Source organism: Devosia sp. P3_B2, assembly GCF_056402875.1.
In genome coordinates this window covers 515,926-533,141 of the sequence record NZ_JBFUGO010000001.1, presented here as the reverse complement: position 1 = coordinate 533,141, position 17,216 = coordinate 515,926, and the positions used below count along the sequence as shown (strand labels likewise).

18 protein-coding genes are annotated in these 17,216 nt (G+C 66.0%); 7 read left to right on the top strand and 11 right to left on the bottom strand.

Annotated features, from left to right (window positions below; translation table 11 throughout):
• Genes AC1DV8_RS02565 through AC1DV8_RS02550 form a run of 4 tightly spaced genes read right to left on the bottom strand, consistent with a single transcriptional unit; the run spans position 1 to position 4,490 of the window.
• Complete coding sequence (locus tag AC1DV8_RS02565) at positions 1-729, bottom strand: FadR/GntR family transcriptional regulator (protein WP_477148061.1); 729 nt, start codon at positions 727-729, stop codon at positions 1-3.
• Positions 726-1,718 carry an ABC transporter permease gene (locus tag AC1DV8_RS02560; RefSeq protein WP_477156355.1) on the bottom strand — a complete coding sequence of 331 codons (993 nt, stop codon included), beginning with the start codon at positions 1,716-1,718 and terminating at the stop codon, positions 726-728. The genes AC1DV8_RS02565 and AC1DV8_RS02560 overlap by 4 nt, the downstream gene beginning before the upstream one ends.
• Before the next feature lie 9 nt (positions 1,719-1,727).
• Complete coding sequence (locus AC1DV8_RS02555) at positions 1,728-3,242, bottom strand: sugar ABC transporter ATP-binding protein (RefSeq protein WP_477156354.1); 1,515 nt, start codon at positions 3,240-3,242, stop codon at positions 1,728-1,730.
• Between the two features lie 60 nt (positions 3,243-3,302).
• Complete coding sequence (locus tag AC1DV8_RS02550) at positions 3,303-4,490, bottom strand: sugar ABC transporter substrate-binding protein (protein ID WP_477156353.1); 1,188 nt, start codon at positions 4,488-4,490, stop codon at positions 3,303-3,305.
• A 153-nt stretch (positions 4,491-4,643) separates the two neighbouring features.
• Here AC1DV8_RS02550 and AC1DV8_RS02545 point away from each other — a divergent pair, with 153 nt between their 5' ends.
• Entirely contained in the window at positions 4,644-5,324 is a 681-nt protein-coding gene (locus AC1DV8_RS02545; protein ID WP_477156352.1) for an SGNH/GDSL hydrolase family protein, read from the top strand.
• Here the strand turns inward: AC1DV8_RS02545 and AC1DV8_RS02540 are convergent.
• Together AC1DV8_RS02540 and AC1DV8_RS02535 are read right to left on the bottom strand one after the other, a co-directional pair.
• The gene (locus AC1DV8_RS02540; RefSeq protein ID WP_477156351.1) at positions 5,311-5,700 is read right to left on the bottom strand and encodes an enolase C-terminal domain-like protein; all 390 of its coding nucleotides are present in this window, start codon (positions 5,698-5,700) and stop codon (positions 5,311-5,313) included. The genes AC1DV8_RS02545 and AC1DV8_RS02540 overlap by 14 nt on opposite strands.
• A complete protein-coding gene (locus AC1DV8_RS02535) occupies positions 5,646-6,437 on the bottom strand; it encodes an enolase C-terminal domain-like protein (RefSeq protein ID WP_477156350.1) in 792 nt (263 codons plus the stop codon). The genes AC1DV8_RS02540 and AC1DV8_RS02535 overlap by 55 nt, the downstream gene beginning before the upstream one ends.
• Positions 6,438-6,593: 156 nt before the next feature.
• Here AC1DV8_RS02535 and AC1DV8_RS02530 point away from each other — a divergent pair, with 156 nt between their 5' ends.
• The 6 genes from AC1DV8_RS02530 to AC1DV8_RS02505 are packed head-to-tail and all read left to right on the top strand — an operon-like array spanning position 6,594 to position 11,541.
• Positions 6,594-7,319 carry a FadR/GntR family transcriptional regulator gene (locus AC1DV8_RS02530; protein WP_477148067.1) on the top strand — a complete coding sequence of 242 codons (726 nt, stop codon included), beginning with the start codon at positions 6,594-6,596 and terminating at the stop codon, positions 7,317-7,319.
• Positions 7,316-8,098: an acetoacetate decarboxylase family protein gene (locus AC1DV8_RS02525; protein ID WP_477148068.1), complete on the top strand. Its 783-nt coding sequence runs from the start codon at positions 7,316-7,318 to the stop codon at positions 8,096-8,098. The genes AC1DV8_RS02530 and AC1DV8_RS02525 overlap by 4 nt, the downstream gene beginning before the upstream one ends.
• Positions 8,099-8,121: 23 nt before the next feature.
• Positions 8,122-9,168: a Gfo/Idh/MocA family protein gene (locus tag AC1DV8_RS02520; RefSeq protein ID WP_477148069.1), complete on the top strand. Its 1,047-nt coding sequence runs from the start codon at positions 8,122-8,124 to the stop codon at positions 9,166-9,168.
• Positions 9,165-9,983 carry a sugar phosphate isomerase/epimerase family protein gene (locus tag AC1DV8_RS02515; protein WP_477156349.1) on the top strand — a complete coding sequence of 273 codons (819 nt, stop codon included), beginning with the start codon at positions 9,165-9,167 and terminating at the stop codon, positions 9,981-9,983. The genes AC1DV8_RS02520 and AC1DV8_RS02515 overlap by 4 nt, the downstream gene beginning before the upstream one ends.
• Positions 9,980-10,792, top strand: coding sequence for an SDR family NAD(P)-dependent oxidoreductase (locus tag AC1DV8_RS02510; RefSeq protein ID WP_477156348.1), 813 nt, complete (start codon positions 9,980-9,982; stop codon positions 10,790-10,792). The genes AC1DV8_RS02515 and AC1DV8_RS02510 overlap by 4 nt, the downstream gene beginning before the upstream one ends.
• Complete coding sequence (locus tag AC1DV8_RS02505; RefSeq protein ID WP_477156347.1) at positions 10,789-11,541, top strand: SDR family NAD(P)-dependent oxidoreductase; 753 nt, start codon at positions 10,789-10,791, stop codon at positions 11,539-11,541. The genes AC1DV8_RS02510 and AC1DV8_RS02505 overlap by 4 nt, the downstream gene beginning before the upstream one ends.
• Here the strand turns inward: AC1DV8_RS02505 and AC1DV8_RS02500 are convergent, their stop codons facing one another.
• The 5 genes from AC1DV8_RS02500 to AC1DV8_RS02480 all read right to left on the bottom strand — a co-directional run bounded on the left by AC1DV8_RS02500 (position 11,542) and on the right by AC1DV8_RS02480 (position 17,145).
• A complete protein-coding gene (locus tag AC1DV8_RS02500; RefSeq protein ID WP_477156346.1) occupies positions 11,542-12,540 on the bottom strand; it encodes an ABC transporter permease in 999 nt (332 codons plus the stop codon).
• A 10-nt stretch (positions 12,541-12,550) separates the two neighbouring features.
• Positions 12,551-14,092 (bottom strand): sugar ABC transporter ATP-binding protein, encoded by a 1,542-nt coding sequence (locus tag AC1DV8_RS02495; protein WP_477156345.1) that lies wholly within the window; start codon positions 14,090-14,092, stop codon positions 12,551-12,553.
• An 89-nt stretch (positions 14,093-14,181) separates the two neighbouring features.
• Positions 14,182-15,135: a sugar-binding protein gene (locus AC1DV8_RS02490; RefSeq protein WP_477148075.1), complete on the bottom strand. Its 954-nt coding sequence runs from the start codon at positions 15,133-15,135 to the stop codon at positions 14,182-14,184.
• Between the two features lie 182 nt (positions 15,136-15,317).
• Positions 15,318-16,334, bottom strand: coding sequence for an ABC transporter permease (locus AC1DV8_RS02485; protein WP_477148076.1), 1,017 nt, complete (start codon positions 16,332-16,334; stop codon positions 15,318-15,320).
• 13 nt (positions 16,335-16,347) lie between these two features.
• Positions 16,348-17,145: an ATP-binding cassette domain-containing protein gene (locus AC1DV8_RS02480; RefSeq protein WP_477148077.1), complete on the bottom strand. Its 798-nt coding sequence runs from the start codon at positions 17,143-17,145 to the stop codon at positions 16,348-16,350.
• Positions 17,146-17,216 lie beyond the last annotated feature (71 nt).

Genomic DNA, 17,216 nt, shown 5'->3' with positions numbered 1-17,216 from the left:
TCAGTCCGCGCCTTTCGCCTGCATCACTTCGAGGGTCGAACGATGCACGCTGAGGAGGTGCGCCTGCATCGCTGCCTCGGTAGCGGCCGGATCGCGGCTCTCGAGTGCGGCGACGATCACCTTGTGCTCGGCAAGCGAGCGCGCCAGCACCTGCGGCGTCTCCGCGGCAATGCGGCGATACTCCATCCCCAGCACATAGAGCGAGTGCGAGATGGTGACGAGGAATGGGTTGCCGGTCGCCGATGCGATCGTCTCGTGGAACTCGGTATCGGCCAAGCGGAAGCCAAGGGAATCGTTGGTCAGGTGCGTCTGCGCCTCGACCAGCTTATGCAGCTTGGCGATCTGTGCGTCGGTGATGAGCCCAGTGGCCATCCGGGCGATCGCGCCATCGATCATGCGCCGGCTTTCGTAGAGCGAGCCGAGATTCTTGCTGTCGAGCGTGATGAGGAACTGCAGCGGCCCGAGCAGGTCGGAAGCCTCGAGGCCGGTGACATAGATGCCACCGCCCTGCCGCATCTTGAGGACGCCGAGGATTTGCAGCCCGCGCAGCGCTTCACGCAGGCTCGGCCGGCTGACCTGCATGTAGGTCGCGAGCTCGCGCTCGGGCGGCAACTGGTCGCCCGGCTTCAGGCTCTTGGTCCGCACCATCTCGAGCAGGCGCTTGGCCACCTGCTCGGCGACGGAGCTGCTCCGTTCTATCGGGGCGTAAGCCTCCACTGCGATCATCATTCACCCAGGGCGCGATTGCGCAACTGATCCAGACTCACCGCAAGCATCAGGACGACGCCGCGCGTCACATCCTGCCAGAAGCTTGAGACGTTGAGCAGGGTCAAGCCATTGTTGAGCGTGCCCAAAATCAGCACCGCCAGCAGCGTGCCCCAGACGCTGCCGCGCCCGCCGTTGAGGCTGGTGCCACCAAGGATGATGGCGGCGATGACGGTGAGGAGTTGTGAGCCCGCAGCATTCGGACCAGCGGCGCCGAGCATGGCGCCGAGGATGGCGCCGGCGACCGCCCCGGCCACGGCCGAGATGACATACAGCACGATCACCGTGCGCTCGACCGGGATGCCGATCAGCCGCGAGGCCTCGGCGTTGCCGCCCGCCGCGTAGATGAAGCGGCCGAACTTGGTGCGTGTCATCACCAGCCACAGCGCGAAGAAGGTGATCACCATGATAATCAGCGGGATCGGGATGGCGAACAGGCGATCGCTGCCGATCCAGTTGAAACCGGGGATCATCAGCGGCCGGGTGAGGCCGCCGGTCAGCACCAGCGCGATGCCGGAGACGATGCTCATCATGCCGAGCGTGGTGATCAGCGGATTGAGCTTCAGCCGCGTCGTGAACAGGCCGTTGACCACCCCGATCGCCGCAGCGAGTGCCAGCGCCAGGCCGACGGCCACCCAGACCGGCACGCCGAGCCCGACCAGCAGCGAGATCATCACCCCGGTGAGGCCAGCGATCGCCGCCACCGACAGGTCGAGCCCGCCGGCGATGATCAGCGGTGTACCGGCCGCCGCCATCAGCCCGATATAGGCGACGTTGAGCCCGATCTGCAGCATGTTGCGCGCATTGAAGAAGAACGGCGACAGGATCGAGAACACCGCGATCAGGATCAGGTAGAACACCAGCAGCATGGCAACGCCCGACCAGGGCTTCGCGAGCAGCTTCATGAAGCGGCGCTTGAGGGACGGGGGTGCAGTCTCGACGGTGGTGGCCATGGCGATCCTTCAGGCAGTTTGGGTTTCGGCCGTGGCGGCCATCAGCGCAGCGGGGGTGACCCCGCGCGGGAATTCCTGGACGATGCGGCCGCGATCAAGCACCAGCGAGCGGTCGGAAATGCCGGCGACTTCCTCAACGTCGGAGGAGAGGATGATCACCGCGTAGCCCTTGGCGGTGAGTTCTCGGAGCTTGCCGTAAATCTCGCGGCGGGCCCCGATATCGACGCCGCGGGTCGGCTCCTCGAGGATCAGGAGCTTCACGCCCTCGACCAGCCAGCGGGCGAGGCAGACCTTCTGCTGGTTGCCGCCGGAGAGCGTACGGAGCTTCTGTTCCGGTCCGCGGGTGCGGATGCCGAGGTCGCGAATCCAGTTCTGGGCGTGCCCGGTCTCGGCTTCGGTCGAGACGAACAGGCCGCGGGTGAAGCGGTTCTGGAACGGCAGCGCGATGTTCTCGCGCACCGTCAGGTCGGCGATGATGCCTTCGGTCTTCCGCTCGGCGGCGACGAAGCCGATGCCGGCCTCCTTGCCGTTCTGCGGCGTCGACGGACGATAGGGACGGCCATCGAGGGTGACGCTGGCGCCGCGCTCACTATGGACCGCGCCATAGAGCGCGCGGCCCAGCACCTCGACGCCGGACCCGACGAGGCCGAAGATGCCGAGGATCTCGCCCGAGCGGACGGCGAAGCTCACGTCGGCGATCTTGCCGCGCACGTTGAAGCCATCGACCTTCAGCACGTCGGTGCCCGGCGGGGGCGGCGCGTCGACCGGATAGAGATCGCCGGCTGTGGCGCCAAGCATGGCGGCCAGCACTTCGGCCTTGCTGGTGTTCGCCGTGATGAAATCGCCGGCGTTGCGCCCGTCGCGCAGCACCACGATGCGGTCGGAAATCTCGAACACCTCGCTCATGTAGTGCGAGATGTAGATCACCGAGACGCGCTGCTCCTTGAGCCGGCGGATGATGGCGAACAGCAGTTCGGCTTCCTGCTCGGTGAGCGCCGCGGTCGGCTCGTCCATGATCAGGATGCGCGCCTGGCCGGCAATGGCGCGCGCGATCTCGACGATGCGCTGCTCGGCAACGGAGAGGCGTTTGACGTCCTGGCGCGTGTCGAGCGTCTCGAAGCCCAATTGGGCGAGCAGTTCGGTGGCGCGGAGGTGGATGGTCTTGTAGTCGACCTGCTTGAAGATGAAGCCCGGCTTCATCGGGATATCGCCGAGGAGGATATTCTCGCCGACGCTGAGGTCGGGCATAACCGAGATTTCCTGGGGCAGCAGCTTCACGCCGGCATGGATGGCATCGGCCGGCTGGTGGAACACCACAGCCTGGCCGTCGACTTCGACGATGCCGGCGTCGCGCGTGTAGAGCCCGGTCAGGATCTTCACCAGCGTCGACTTGCCGGCGCCGTTCGAGCCGAGCAGCGCGACGACCTCGCCGACGTCGAGCGCCAGGTCGACGTTCGTGAGCACCGGGACGCCGCCGAAGGACTTGTCGATGCCGCGCATCGAAAGCCGAGGAGTGCTGGACATGCCTAGTAACCTACCAGAAAAGACCGGGACGATGGCAGCTGCCACCGCCCCGGATCAGGGTCAGTTGGTCGGAATCAGGTTGAGCGAGTCCTGCAGCTCCGGGAGCTTGCGGATCTCTTCGAGGTGGGCCTTGTAGGCGGCCTCGGGCAACTCGAAGGTGATCGGATCGGGCGTCGCCGAGCAGGCGAAGTCCTTGTAGTACTCGCAGACATTGCCGTCGGTGACCATGTAGTGGGTCATCAGCACGGTGTCCGGGACCTCCTTGCCGGCCAGCTCCATCAGCGTCAGCGGCACGAGGAAGTTGCCGTAGCGCTCGGGGAAATAGCCCACCGAGGCAACGAAGGCCGGCTCGTCGATCATCGTCTGGATTTCGTCGGCGCCCATGCCGACGACGATCAGGTCGGCCTCGCGGCCCGCCTGCTTGACGGCGCGCAGCATGCCGCTCGAGGCCTGGTCGTTGATCGCCGTCACCATGATCGGCACGCCCTCGGGGATGCGCCCGATGACGTTGTTCATCTGGGTGAAACTCTCTTCGAGCGTGTTCTTGGTATCGATCTTGATGATCTGCGCATCAGGGAACTCGCCGACCGCGCCCTTGAAGCCGGCCACCTGGCCGTTGGTACGCATGGCCGGCACAGCGCCCGACTGCGGCAACTCGCCGACCACCAGATAGCCGGTCTTGACCTTGTCGGCGCCGAACTTCTGGATCGCCGCCTGGCCGAGATAGGCGCCGCCCATGAAGCCCGACTTCGGGTTGTTGGCGCCGAAAAAGGTGGCGCCCGGCATCGGGATGTCGATGGCGATGACCTTGGTCTGCGCGTCATTCATCTTCTGCATGATCGTCGCGCCGAAATTCGCGTCGGTCTGGAATTCGATCACGAAGTCGACGTTGCGCTGCAGGTAGCTCTCGGCGTTGGCGAGCGCCGTGGCGCCATCGAGCCGGTTGTCGGTGATCTGCAGGTCGATGCCGGCGGCTTCGGCATTGGCGACGATGCCCTGCTCCACCTTGAGGCAGAACGAGATGTCGCGCTGCAGGTTGGCAAAGCCGATGGTCAGCTTCTGGCCGTTGCGGGGCGCGTGGGCGGCGATAGCGTCGACCACCATGGCGGCCAACTGGTCGGCGCTGAGCGCGTTGCCGTCGAAATTGGCGGGGTCGAAGCCGTGGAAATCCTCGGCGAAGGCGGCGCCCGACATAAGCGCAGCCGTCAGCCCGGCGATCGCCGCCAGGCGCAAGCTCTTCAGTCGCATGTTCTCTCTCCCATTCTTGGACAATTGGTCAGTCCAATTATCCGGACTCATATCGCGTCCGATTTTGGGGCGCAATGGCTATTTGGTCAGACCAATTGCTCGTTGACCGAGCCCAACGCCGAACCGTACCCCTTCGGGAAACGGGAGGTCCGAATGGCAGATCAGGCGTCCGCACCGCTGTCGGTGCTGGCTTATGGCGACTCCAACACCTGGGGTGCGGTGCCCCAGCCCTACCGCGGCGCCGGCGGCCGCTTCGGCGTCACCCAGCGCTGGACGCGCATCATGCAGGCGGCGCTTGGCACCGGTGTGAATGTGTTCGAGGAGGGGCTCAACGGCCGCACCACCTGTGTCGACGATCCGATCGAGGGCGAAATCCGCAACGGTGAGCGCTATCTGCCCGTTTCGCTGATCACCCACATGCCGCTTGACCTGGTGATCATCATGCTGGGCACCAACGACGTGAAGGCGCGGCTGTCGATGACTGCCGGCGACATCGCCGACGGCGCGGGCAAACTCGCTGACACGGTGCGCCGCTCGACCGCCGGGCCGGAAGGCCTGCCGCCAGAAGTGCTGCTGGTGTCGCCCGCGCCGCTGGCGAAGCTCACCTGGCTGACCGAGATGTTCGAGGGCGGCAGCGCCAAGTCGCAGAAGTTCGCCGCCGAGTATGGCCGGGTCGCCCGGGCTTACGACGTGCACTCCTTCGACGCGGGCAGCGTCATCTCGTCGAGCGACGATGACGGCATCCACCTCGATGCGAGCGCGCACAAGACGCTCGGCCTGGCGCTGGCCGAGGAGGTTCGTCGCATCCTGGAACTTGCGCCTAGCCAAGGCTGAGCGCCTTCACCACCTGCTCGTCCACCTCGATGCCGAGGCCGGGACGGGTCGGCGCATAGGCACGCCCGTCCTGCTGGCGGATCGGCTGGTCGACGAGATCGGTCTGCACCACCACCGGGATGGGCTTGAACTCGAACAGCCGAGCATTGGGGGAGGCCAGCGACAGATGGAGGCTGGCGGCGCTGAGGATCGCGGTGCTCCAGGCATGGGCGTTAATGGTGATGCCGGCCGCGCCGCAGAGCTTGTCGATCTTCGAGAACCCCGTGACCCCCTCGGCCCGCGATGGGTCGACGCCCAGCACGTCGACAGTGCCGGTCTCGATCAGCCGGTGATAGCCGGTGACGGTGAACTCGCGCTCGCCGGTGCCGATCGGCATGTTGGGCAGCGCCACTTCAGCGCCCGGTAGTCGTCGATGCGGGTCGGGTAGAACGGCTCCTCGATCCAGCCGATGTCGTACTCGGCCATTCGTCGTGTCGTTGCGATGCCGGTGTCGCGGTCCCATTTCACCCCGTTGCCGACATCGACGATGATCTCGAAATCGTCGCCGAGCGCCTCACGCAACTCGCGCACGAAGGCGACGTCGTTGTCCGGGTCCTGCCCGATATTGGAGAGGCCCCGCTTGCCGAAGCCGAGTTTGGCGCCGCGATAGCCCTCGGCCTTGAACCCGACGATCTCCTCGACGCAAAGCGTCCGCGTCGCTTTGTTGACGTGGCTGGAGGAATAGGCCGGCAGGCTCTCGTGCGCCTTGCCGCCGAGCAACTCATAGAGCGGCTTGCCCTGCAGCTTCCCCTCGATATCCCACAGCGCCATGTCGAGCGCCGAGTAGGCGAAACAGGCGATGCCGCCCTCGCCGTACCACCAGGCATGGGCACGCATCTTCTCCCAGGCCTCGGCGACGGTGATTTCGCCGGCATCCTTCAGCAGCGGGCCGAAGCCGGTATCGATCAGCATCTTGGTGGCCCAGCAGGCTTCTGGCCACATGGCGATGCCCTCACCCCAGCCGACCACGCCATCCACCGTTTCGACCCGCACCAGCACCGTCTGGCGCAGGTTTCCGTGGTCGTTGGTGTCCGCATAGCGGATCACGTGGCTCTGGATCTGGCCCACGCGCATGGCGGCATCCTCCCTCGACGACACGTTGGCCGGCCTCGGCATTGCGTGGCGTTGACTAGCACCGGCACCGCTGCTAGGTCAAGAAATGGTCAGACCACTTGGCCACTTTCGACAAGACTACCTAGAAGCCGCGTGCGCAAAACGGGAGCGAAACCAGTGCCAGTCAGCGATCTCAGCGGCGAAGTGCCCTTGCGGCGCTCGGGGCTGACCGAGATGTTGGTGGCGCGCCTGCTCGGCCTCGTCACCACCGGTAATCTGAAGCCCGGCGACCAGTTGCCCCCCGAGCGGAAGCTCGCCGAAACCTTCGATGTGTCGCGGCCGACGCTGCGTGAGGCGCTGCGCGCCCTGGCGGTGCTCGGTGTAATCGAAGTGCGGCATGGCGGCGGCGTCTTTGTCTCGCAGCTCGAAGCCTCGGACCTATTGGCGCCGCTGACCTTTTTCCTGACGCTGCGCGCTTCCGAGGTCGAAAAGCTCTACGAAGCGCGCCGGCTGATCGAGGGTGAGATTGCGGCGCTGGCCGCAACGCGCGGCGACGAGGCGGCCTTCGATGAACTCGATGCCCTGATCGCGGCGCAGGAGGAGGCGAAGCTCGAGCCGGCGCGCTATCGCGATGTCGACGCGGCGTTCCACCTCCGGCTGGGCGACCTCTCCGGCAACGAGTTCCTGTCGCGGGCGGCGCAGAGCCTCAACGTGCTCGGCCAGGAGTTTCGCAAGACCGCGTCCGAGACCGCCAACGTCATTTCGACCTCTATTGCCGACCATCGCATCATTGTCGCGGCGATCCGGCGGCGCGATGCTGCGGCGGCGCGGCAGGCGATGATCACCCACATGGACCACGTGCTGCAATCCACCGAGGCGGCGATGAAGGCGAAGAACGAATGACCGAAAGACGCTGGGGCCTCGACAAGGTCACCGAGGCCGACATCCTTGCGGGCGGCTTCTCCACCCCGTGGGACGCGCCGTTCATCCCGCCCTTCCCCTTCACCTTCCGCAATGCCGAAGTGCTGACGGTGTTCTGGCGCACCGACCCCAAGGCCATGCAGTTCCTCGCCCCGCCGCCGGTCGAAGCCACCGGCGACGTGGTTTGCGTCCACATCTACAAGATGAACGACACCAGCTGGATCGGGCCCTATCACGAGGCCAACGTGATGTTCGGCGCGAAGCTGCCGAACGGTCGCGCCGGCGCCTACTCGCCCTACCTGTTCCTCGCCTCGGATGGCGGTGTCGCGCATGGGCGCGAGGTGCATGGCCAGCCCAAGAAGCTCGCCAACCCGTTCCTCGAGTTCCGCGGCGACCTGATGGTCGGCGGGGTCGAGCGCAACGGCATCGACGTGATCACCGTGACCACACCCTACAAGCAGCAGGCGGTCGATCCGGCTTTGATGCGGGCGCATTTCGACTACGGCACCAACCTCAATCTCAAGGCGATCAACCACATCGACGGCACCCCGGCGATCCGGCAGATCACCTCGCGCAAGTTGACTGATGTGAAAGTGCATGAGTGCTGGCGCGGCCCGGCGACGGTGGAGCTGCGGCCCAACGCTCAGGCCCCGGTGTTCCGCCTGCCCGTGGTCGAGCCGCTCGAGGCCTTCTACTGGCGCGCCGATTTCACCCTCGTCACCGGCGAGATCATCCACGACTACCTGGCCAAGAGCGCATAAGCGCCGGCCACTGGGAGGACAGTTTGAGCAAGGTCAATATCGGCGTCATCGGCGCCGGCTGGTGGGCGACCCTCAGCCACATCCCCGCTTTGCGCGCCAACCCGCATGTCGGGCTGGTCGCGGTGAACCGGCCGGATGCTGAGGGCATGGAGAAGGTGGTCGCGAGCTTCCCCGGCGTGAAGCCCTACTTCGACGCGGCGGAGATGCTGGCGAATGAAACGCTGCACGGCGTTGTGGTGGCGTCGCCGCATGTCCTCCATGCCGAGCATGCGCAACTGGCGCTGTCGCGCGGCCTGCCGACGCTGATCGAAAAGCCGATGGCGACCAGCGCCGCAGACGCGCGTGCCCTGCTGGCAACAGCGAACGCCAACAATACCCAGATCATCCTGCCCTACGGCTGGAACTTCCGCCCGATCGTCGAAACCGCGCACCAGTTGGTAGCCGATGGCTGGGTCGGCGAGGTTCGCCACGTGGTGGCGCAGATGGCTTCGGCGCTGGCCGACCTGTTCGGCGGCGAGCCGATGGTCGAAACCAAGGAGCACCTGTTCCGCCCGCCGGTTTCCACCTGGGCCGACCCGAAGAAATCCGGCGGCTACGGGTGGGGGCAGCTGACCCACGGGCTCGGAGCGCTGTTCCGCATTGTCGATCTCGACCCGGCGCGGGTGTTCGCGAAGACCGGGCTCTCCCCCGCCGGTGTCGATTTCTACGACGCGGCTGTGGTGGAGTTTACCAATGGCGCCACCATGGCGCTGTCGGGTTCGGCGACGGTGCCGAAGTCGCGCGGCTACCAGATCGACATCCGCATCTTCGGCACCGAAGGCATGATGCTGTTCGACATCGAGCGAGCCCGCGTTGAGGTGATCCGCCACGACGGCAAAACCCACATCGCCGATCTCGGGCCCAATGCCGGCGCCTACGAGCAGGTAGCGCCGATCACCCTGCTGGTCGATCTCGCCCGCGGCCAGAAGGTACCCAACCCAGCCGACGGCGTCGTCGGCATGCGCTCCAGCGTGCTGCTCGACGCGATGTACCGCTCGGCCAAATCGGGGCGCATGGAGGACGTGCTGTGAAGCTGAGCGTCACCAGTTGGTCGTTCCCCGAGCTGACACTCGACGAGGTCGGCGGGCTGGCGAGGGTGCTCGGCCTCGAAGGCGTCGATGTCGGCTACTTCTATCGCTCGGCGCTCAACCGGACGCGATTGCTGGCAGCGCCCGAGGCCTATGCGGACGAGGTGCGAAGGCGCCTGCCGCTACCGGTGTCGAACCTCTACCACCTGTTCGGCAACTCGGTCGCCGACCGCAACCTCGCCGACCCGGCGAACCGCGCTGCGAACACTGCCGATTTTGCTGCCGTGCTGACGTTCTGCGCAGCGGCTGGATCGCCCACGGTGTTCATCCTGCCCGGCGTGATCAATGGTGCGCAGAGCCGGGCACATGCACTGACCGAGACCGTCGAGTCACTGAAGCCGCTGCTCGATCTCGCGGCGAAGACGGGCGTGACCGTCTGCGTCGAACCGCACGTCCACTCGTACCTCGAAAGCCCCGCCATCACCGCCGAGCTGTGCGAGCGCGCGGTCGGGGTGAAGCTGGCGCTCGACTACGCGCATTTCGCCGTCGCCGGCTACCGGCAGGACGAGATCGATGCGCTCGCCCGCTGGGCCGGCCACGTCCATCTGCGGCAGGCGAGGCCGGGTGCGCTGCAGGCGAAGCTCGACCAGGGGACGCTCAACTTCCCCGCCATGTTCGCGACGCTGCGCGATGCCGGCTACGATGGCTGGATCGCCGCCGAGGTCGTGCACCAGGGCTATTTCGATACGCTGCACGATGACGTGCTGACCGAGACCGTGAAGCTGCGCGACCTGTTCCGCGCGTGGAGTGCCCGATGAGCGCTGGAGCCACTATCGTCACCGGCGGAGGCGGCGGCATCGGCCGCGCCATCGCCAAGCGGCTGGTCGCCGACCACCATCGGGTGGTGATCGCCGACCGCGATCGCACCATCGCCGAGGACGCTGCCAGGGCGATCGGCTGCGACATCGAGATCATCGATATCGGCCACGAGGCTTCAGTCGTTGCCGGGGTGAAGGCGGTGGCCGAGCGCCACGGCGGGCTGTTCGGGGTCGTCAACAATGCCGGCATCCACATGCAGGCGCTGGTGGTGGAGACCGCGGTCGAGGACTGGGACCGGATATTCTCGGTGAACAGCCGCGGCACCTTCCTGATGTGCCGCGAGGCAGCGCGGATCATGGCCGCGCAGCAGAGCGGCCAGATCGTCAACATCATCACCAAGCTCGGCTTCGGCAACCCGTTCTCGTCGGCCTACCTCGCCTCCAAGAACGCCATCTGGGGCCTGACCCAGTGCCTCGCCATCGAGCTGGCCTCGAGCGGCGTGCGGGTGAACGCCATCGCGCCGGGCCATGTCGGACCCGGCACCGGGATGGAGAAGGCGTTCCGCGCCAAGGCTGAAAAGCTCGGCAAGAGCTGGGACGATTTCGAGGCCGACGTGGTCTCGACCATCCCGCTGCACCGCTGGTGCACCCCCGAGGACGTGGCCGGCGGCGTCGCCTGGCTGATGGGCCCCGACACCAGTTTCGTCACCGGCGAACTGATCAACATCACCGGCGGCTTCCAGGCCTATGCCTCGACGCCGAGCGCGGACTCCGTCCGCGATGCAGCAAAGCGGGGCCCGGCAAAATGAGCGGATCGCTGCAGGGCAAGGTCGCGCTGGTGACCGGTGCCCGCGCCGGGCTCGGTGCTGCTACGGTGCTGGCGCTGGCAGAACTCGGCGCAACCATCATCGCCACCGGTCGTAAGGCCGGCGACTGTGGCGACGTCGTCGCAGCGGTCATCGCCAAGGGTGGCACGGCGACAGACTTCGCGCTCGACGTTTCCGACCTCGCCACCATCCCCGCCCGTGCCGCGGCAGCCCTCGCGCTGCACGGCCGCATCGATATCCTCGTCAACAATGCCGCGACTATCGCCCCAATGGCGAAGCTCAGCGAACTCGACCCGCTGGCCTTCGACCAGTCCCTTACGATCAACGTCAGCGGCCCCGCAGCACTGGTCGCCGCACTGTGGCCATCGCTCAAGGGGGCTCGCGTCATCAATGTGGTGAGCGGCGCGGCGAACCACGCCATGACCGGTTGGGCCGCGTACTGCGCAGGCAAGTCGGCACTGCTGATGCTGACCCGGTCGATCGAACTCGAGGGTGCCGATATCGGGCTCCGTGGTTTCGCCTTCGCACCGGGCCTCGTCGATACCGACATGCAGGCCTCGATCCGTGCCGCCAAGATCAACCAGATCTCCGACGTGCCGCGCGAAAACCTGCAGCCACCGGAGCGACCGGCGCGAGTCATCGCCTGGCTGGCGAGCGGCGCAGCGGATGACCTTGCCGGACAGTATGTCGACATCCGCCAGGAGGGTCTGCTGGCCCGGATCGACGGCTGATCACTCGCCGGGTTTGACCGCAAGTTCCTCGCTGGTGCGCGCCGCTTCGGCGATGCGCCGACGCGCCCGGAAGGCGCCCCATTGCTGGTCGACCAGAACGCCGATGAGGATCACCCCGCCCATCACCGCGAAGTTGAGCGACGAGGGAATGCCGAGGAGATTCACGAGGTTCTGCAACTCCTGCAACAGGATCGTGCCGAGGATCACCCCGACGATCGAACCCTCGCCGCCGCGCAGCGAGAAGCCGCCCAGCACCGCCGCCGCGATGGCGTAGAGCTCGTAGAAGTTGCCCTGTGACGAGGGCTGCACCGAGCGGGTGTACATGGCGAAAAAGATCGCCGCGAGCGCCGTCAGCCCGGCGCAGATCACATAAGCCGAGGTGACCACCACATCGGTGCGGATGCCCGAGAAGCGCGCCGCTTCCTCGTTCTTTCCGATAGCGAAGAGGTAGCGTCCGAACACCGAGCGGTGCAGCGTGAACCAGGCGATCACCGCGACGACGGCGAGGACGTAGACCGAAACCGGAATGCCGCCGATGCGCGCGACGAAGAAATCGAGGCCCGGATACTCGCTGCCGAACGGGAAGCCGGCAGTGGCGTCGGCGGTATAGCCGCGCGCCACGCCGCGGTAGATCAGGAGGCCGCAGAGCGTCACCACGAATGGCTGCATCTTCAGCTTGGTGATGAGGAGCCCGTGCGCCAGCCCCAGCGCCAGGCCGAGGACGATCACGATGGCCGCGGCGATGGGCCAGGGCACGCCCTTGGCGCCGACCAGATCGACGAACAGCACGCCGAGCAGCGCGATCATCGAGCCGGCCGACAGCTCGATGCCCCCGGTGATGATGACGAAGCCCTGCCCGATGGCGAACAGGCCGAAGAGGCCGATCAGATTGGCGGTGTTGGCGAGGTTGTTCGGCGACAGGAACAGCGGGTTCTTGAGATAGACCCCGAGTCCAACGACGAGGATGAGGACCAGGAGACCGAGATCCTTCTTGTTCATGCGTTCCCCCTCACCCGGCCTTGGCCATCGGTTTGCCGACGGCGAGCCGCAGCACGTTCTCTTCACTGAAATCGACGCGCTCGATGAGGCCGGAAATCCGGCCCTCATGCATCACCGCGATGCGGTCCGAGACCCCGATCACTTCTTCCATGTCTGACGAGATCATCAGCACCGCGACGCCGGCATCGGCGAGCCCGCGCAGCAGCCGGTAAATCTCCGCCTTGGCGCCGACATCGATGCCGCGCGTCGGCTCGTCGAAGATCAGCACCTTGGGCTGCATGGCCAGCCATTTGGCCAGCACCACCTTCTGCTGGTTGCCGCCGGAGAGGCTGCCGGTGCGGGTGGTGACCGTCGGCGCCTTGATCCCGAGTTCGGTGCGGCTCAGTTCAGCCTGCGCCCGCTCCAGCGCCGGCGACACCAGGCCACCCGGTGCATAGACCGTGAGGTTGGGCAGGCTGATATTCTCGGCGATCGACATGTCGAGCAGGATGCCCTCGCCCTTGCGGTCCTCGGGGATGAGGAAGATGCCGCGCGCCACCGCGTCGGAGGCATTCCGCAACGTGATCGGCTGGCCATTGAGGGTGATGGCACCGCCATAGCGATGGTCCACCCCGAACAACGCGCGCGCCAGTTCGGTGCGGCCGGAGCCGACGAGACCGGCGAGGCCGAGGATTTCACCGGCATGCAGTTCGATGTTGATCTCGTGCGTGGGGTAGGTCGCCGTGCGGACGCCGCGGGCGGCGAGCACCACCTCGCCCTTGGCGATTTTCGGCGCGGCGTAGGCGACCTTGAGGTCGCGGCCGATCATTAGCTTGACCATGCGGTCGTGGTCGATCTCAGCCTTGGGCAGCTCGCCCACCAGCACGCCATCGCGCAGCACTAGCACTCGATCGCAGGCGCGCTCGATTTCGTGCAGCCGGTGCGAGATGAAGATCACGGCGATGCCTTCGGCCCTCAGCCCGGCAATCACCTCGAGCAGCTTGTCGGTTTCGGCCAGCGGCAGCGACGAGGTCGGCTCATCGAGGATGACGAGGCGCGCGTTGACGGAGAGCGCCTTGGCGATCTCCACCATCTGCTGCTGCGCCAGCGACAGCTTTGCTACCGGCGTGTTGGGCGAAAAGTTCGCGCCAAGCCGCTTAAGATAGGGCAGCACATCGGCGCGCATCTGCTTCTCGTCGACGAGGTTCAACACCCCGCCGCGGCGTGGTTCGCGCCCGATATAGACGTTGGCGGCGACGTCGAGATTGTCGAACAGGTTGAGTTCCTGGTGGACGAAGGCGATCCCCGCCTTCATCGAGCCGCCGACGCTGAGGCCCGCATAGGGCGCGCCATCGATTTCGATGGTGCCGCTATCCGGCGCGGTGACGCCGCCGAGGATCTTCATCAGCGTCGACTTGCCGGCGCCGTTCTCGCCGACGAGGCCGATGACCTCGCCCGGCGCGACCACCATGTCGAAACCGCTGAGCGCCACGACACCCGGATAAGTCTTGCGAACGGCTGAGAGCTTCAGGAAGGGCCGCACCGGCGCTTCTTGATCGAGGCTATCGAGCATCGCACCTCCCCGCACGTTCCCGCCCGAACGCTACCAATAGCGCGGCGCGGACGACAGCCCCCCTGCCGCCCGCGCCGTGCCGTCCGTTGTCAGCCGGCGATCTTGGCCTTCAGGTCGGCCGAGAACGCGTCGACATTGTCCTTGTTGATCACGGCCGTCGGCACGATGATCAGGCCGTCAGCCGGGATGCCCGACTTGTCGCCCTCGAGGTACTTGGCCATCAGCTTCATGCCCTGGTAGCCCCACTCGAACGGCTGCTGCACCACGGTGGCGGCGAACGAGCCTTCCTTCACTGCGCCCAGCGTCACCGGGTCTTCGTCAAACGCCACCACGGTGATCGCGCCGAGCTTGCCGGCGGCCTGCAGCGCCTCGTAGATCTTGGGCGGGTTGTACGAATAGAACCCGACCATACAGTTGATCTCGGGGTTGGCCACCAGCACGTCGTCGACATTGGTGCGGGCCTTGGTGAAGTCCACATCGTCGCCGCGTACGTCGACCAGCTCGATGCCCTTGCCTTCGATCGCCTGGCGGAAGCCGGCGATACGCTCGACGGCGTTATCGGCGCCGAGGAAGCCGACAAAGCCCATACACTTGCCTTCCTTGCCAGCCATGGCCTTGACCATTTCCTCGCCGGCCTGGACGCCAGCAAGGGTATTGGACGAGCCGAGATAGGCGATGCGGTTCGATGCCGGAGCATCGGAGTCGGTGGTGAACAGCGGCACCTGCGCCGCGATGCGGTTGAACGCGTCGATCGAGTTCTTCGGATCGGCCGACGAGATCATGATGGCATCGGTGCCGGCGGCCACGAGGTCATCCATCAGCGCGTTCTGCAGCGCCGCCGTGCCCTGGGCGGGATAGCGGAACTGCAGTTCGTAGTTGGGTAGTTCCGCCTGCGCCTTCTTCACGCCGGCTTCCGCCAGCTTCCAGAAGTCCGACGAGGCATTCACGACGAAGGCGAGCTGCTGCTTCTCTTGGGCGACAGCGCCGCCGACGAGCATGAAACCAGCGGCAACGATGGCCGCGATACTGACTAGGCTCTTCATCATTCCTCCCTGGCCGCCGTGACGGCGGCACCATTGGCTTCGTCTCGCACCCCTCTCTCCCCGGCCCTGTTCCGGGTCGTGTCCGCTTCCGTCGAAGCTGAGGTACGTATCTCAACCCGGCACCAAGAGAGACGGTGCCATCCCGCCGCCGCGACCGGCGGCGGGAATTCCGTGTCGCGGGGTTACTCCCCGATTTCCTTGTTGCGCAGCCGGTCGAAGGCGACGGCGAGCACAATGAACGCCCCTACGAACGTCCCCTGCCAGAACGTGCTGATGCCGAGCAGCGTCAGCGAATTGCGGATGATTTCAATGAGCGCCGCGCCGACCACGGCGCCAAGCGCCGTACCGGAGCCGCCGGCGAGATTGGCGCCGCCGATGACCGCGGCAGCAATGACCGTGAGTTCGAGCCCGGTGCCGAGCCCGGTGGTCACCGAACCCAGCCAGCCAGTTTCGAGGAAGCCGGTAATGCCGGCGCAGAAGGCGACGAACATGTAGACCGAGACCTTCACCGCCTTCACCGGCACACCGGTGAGGACTGCGGCTTTCTCGTTGCCGCCGATGGCGTAGAGGTGCCGGCCCCAGCGGGTCCAGCGCAGCGCGAAGCCGGTGATCAAGGCCAGGATCACCATGACGATGAGCGGGTTCGGGATCGGCAAGCCACCAACGATCACCGAGCCGCCGCCGATGGCGAAGAGAATCGGTTGATCCGGGCCGAACTCGTAAATCAGTGCATTGTTCGACATCACCATGCCGATCGAGCGGGCGACCGACATCATGCCAAGCGTCACCACGAACGCTGGCATGCCGGCGACCGCGATGAGCATGCCGTTGATGAGGCCAACCAGCAGCGAAGCGCCGATTGCCGCTGGCAATGCCAGAGTGATCGGCAGGCCCGCGTGCATGATCAGCGTCGTCACCATGGCCGAGATCAGCACCGTGGCGCCGACGGACAAATCGATGCCTCCGGTGACGATCACCGCGGTCATGCCGAGCCCGACAATGCCGACGAAGGCAAAATTGCGGGTGACGTTGAACAGGTTCTGCGGCGTCGCGAAGGTCTTGGTCAGCAGCATCATGGCGATGATGGCGATGACCACCGCGAGCAGAATCCAGAAGATTTGCCGGCTGATAAGCCAGGGCAGAAAGCCCTGATGCGTCTGCTGGTCGATGGCGTCCCTGAGAGAAGTGTCGGTCGTCATGTCGGCAAGCTCCTCAAGCGCTCTGCAGCGCGCCGGTGATCAACCCGGTCACTTCCTCGGGCGAGGAATCGGCAACCCGCTTGTCGGCGACCTTGCGGCCGCGCCGCAGCACCACCAGGCGATCGCAGACGGCGAAGACGTCGGGAATACGGTGGCTGATCAGCACCACCGCGATGCCCTGCTCCTTTAGCCGGCGGATGAGGTTCAGCACCTCGGCCACCTGCCGCACGCTGATCGCCGCTGTCGGCTCGTCCATCAGCACGATCTTGGGGTTGGAGAGCCGTGTGCGGGCGATGGCCACCGCCTGCCGCTGGCCGCCCGACATGCGGCGCACCAGGTCGCGCGGCCGGGTTTCCGACTTCAGCTCGGCGAACAACTCGCCGGCCTTCTTGTACATGCCGCGGTAGTCCAGGATTTCCGGCATGAACAACCGCCAGCCGCGGCGGCGCTGCCAGAACGGCAGTTCGGCCTCCGCCGGGGTCCGCGAGATGGTCGTCAGCTCGCGGCCGAGGAAGATGTTGGCGGCGGCGGTGAGGTTATCTGCGAGCGCCAGGTCCTGGTAGACGATCTCGATGCCCTTGGAGCGCGCGTCCTTCGGGCCGTGCAACTGCACCACGTGCCCATCGAGGCTGATGCTGCCTTCCGATGGATGGAAATTGCCGGCGATGATCTTGACCAAAGTGGTCTTGCCGGCGCCGTTATCGCCCACCAGCCCAACCACTTCGCCGGCGTTTAGCGTCAGCGAGATATCGGTCAGCGCAGTGATAGCACCGTAGTGCTTGGCGATGTTCGCCAGCTCGAGAACCGCCATCGTTGCCCCTCCCAAGGCTGGAAGGCTTTGCCCTCCCGCAGATGTCGTTGGCAAATCTATGAGCGATGGCG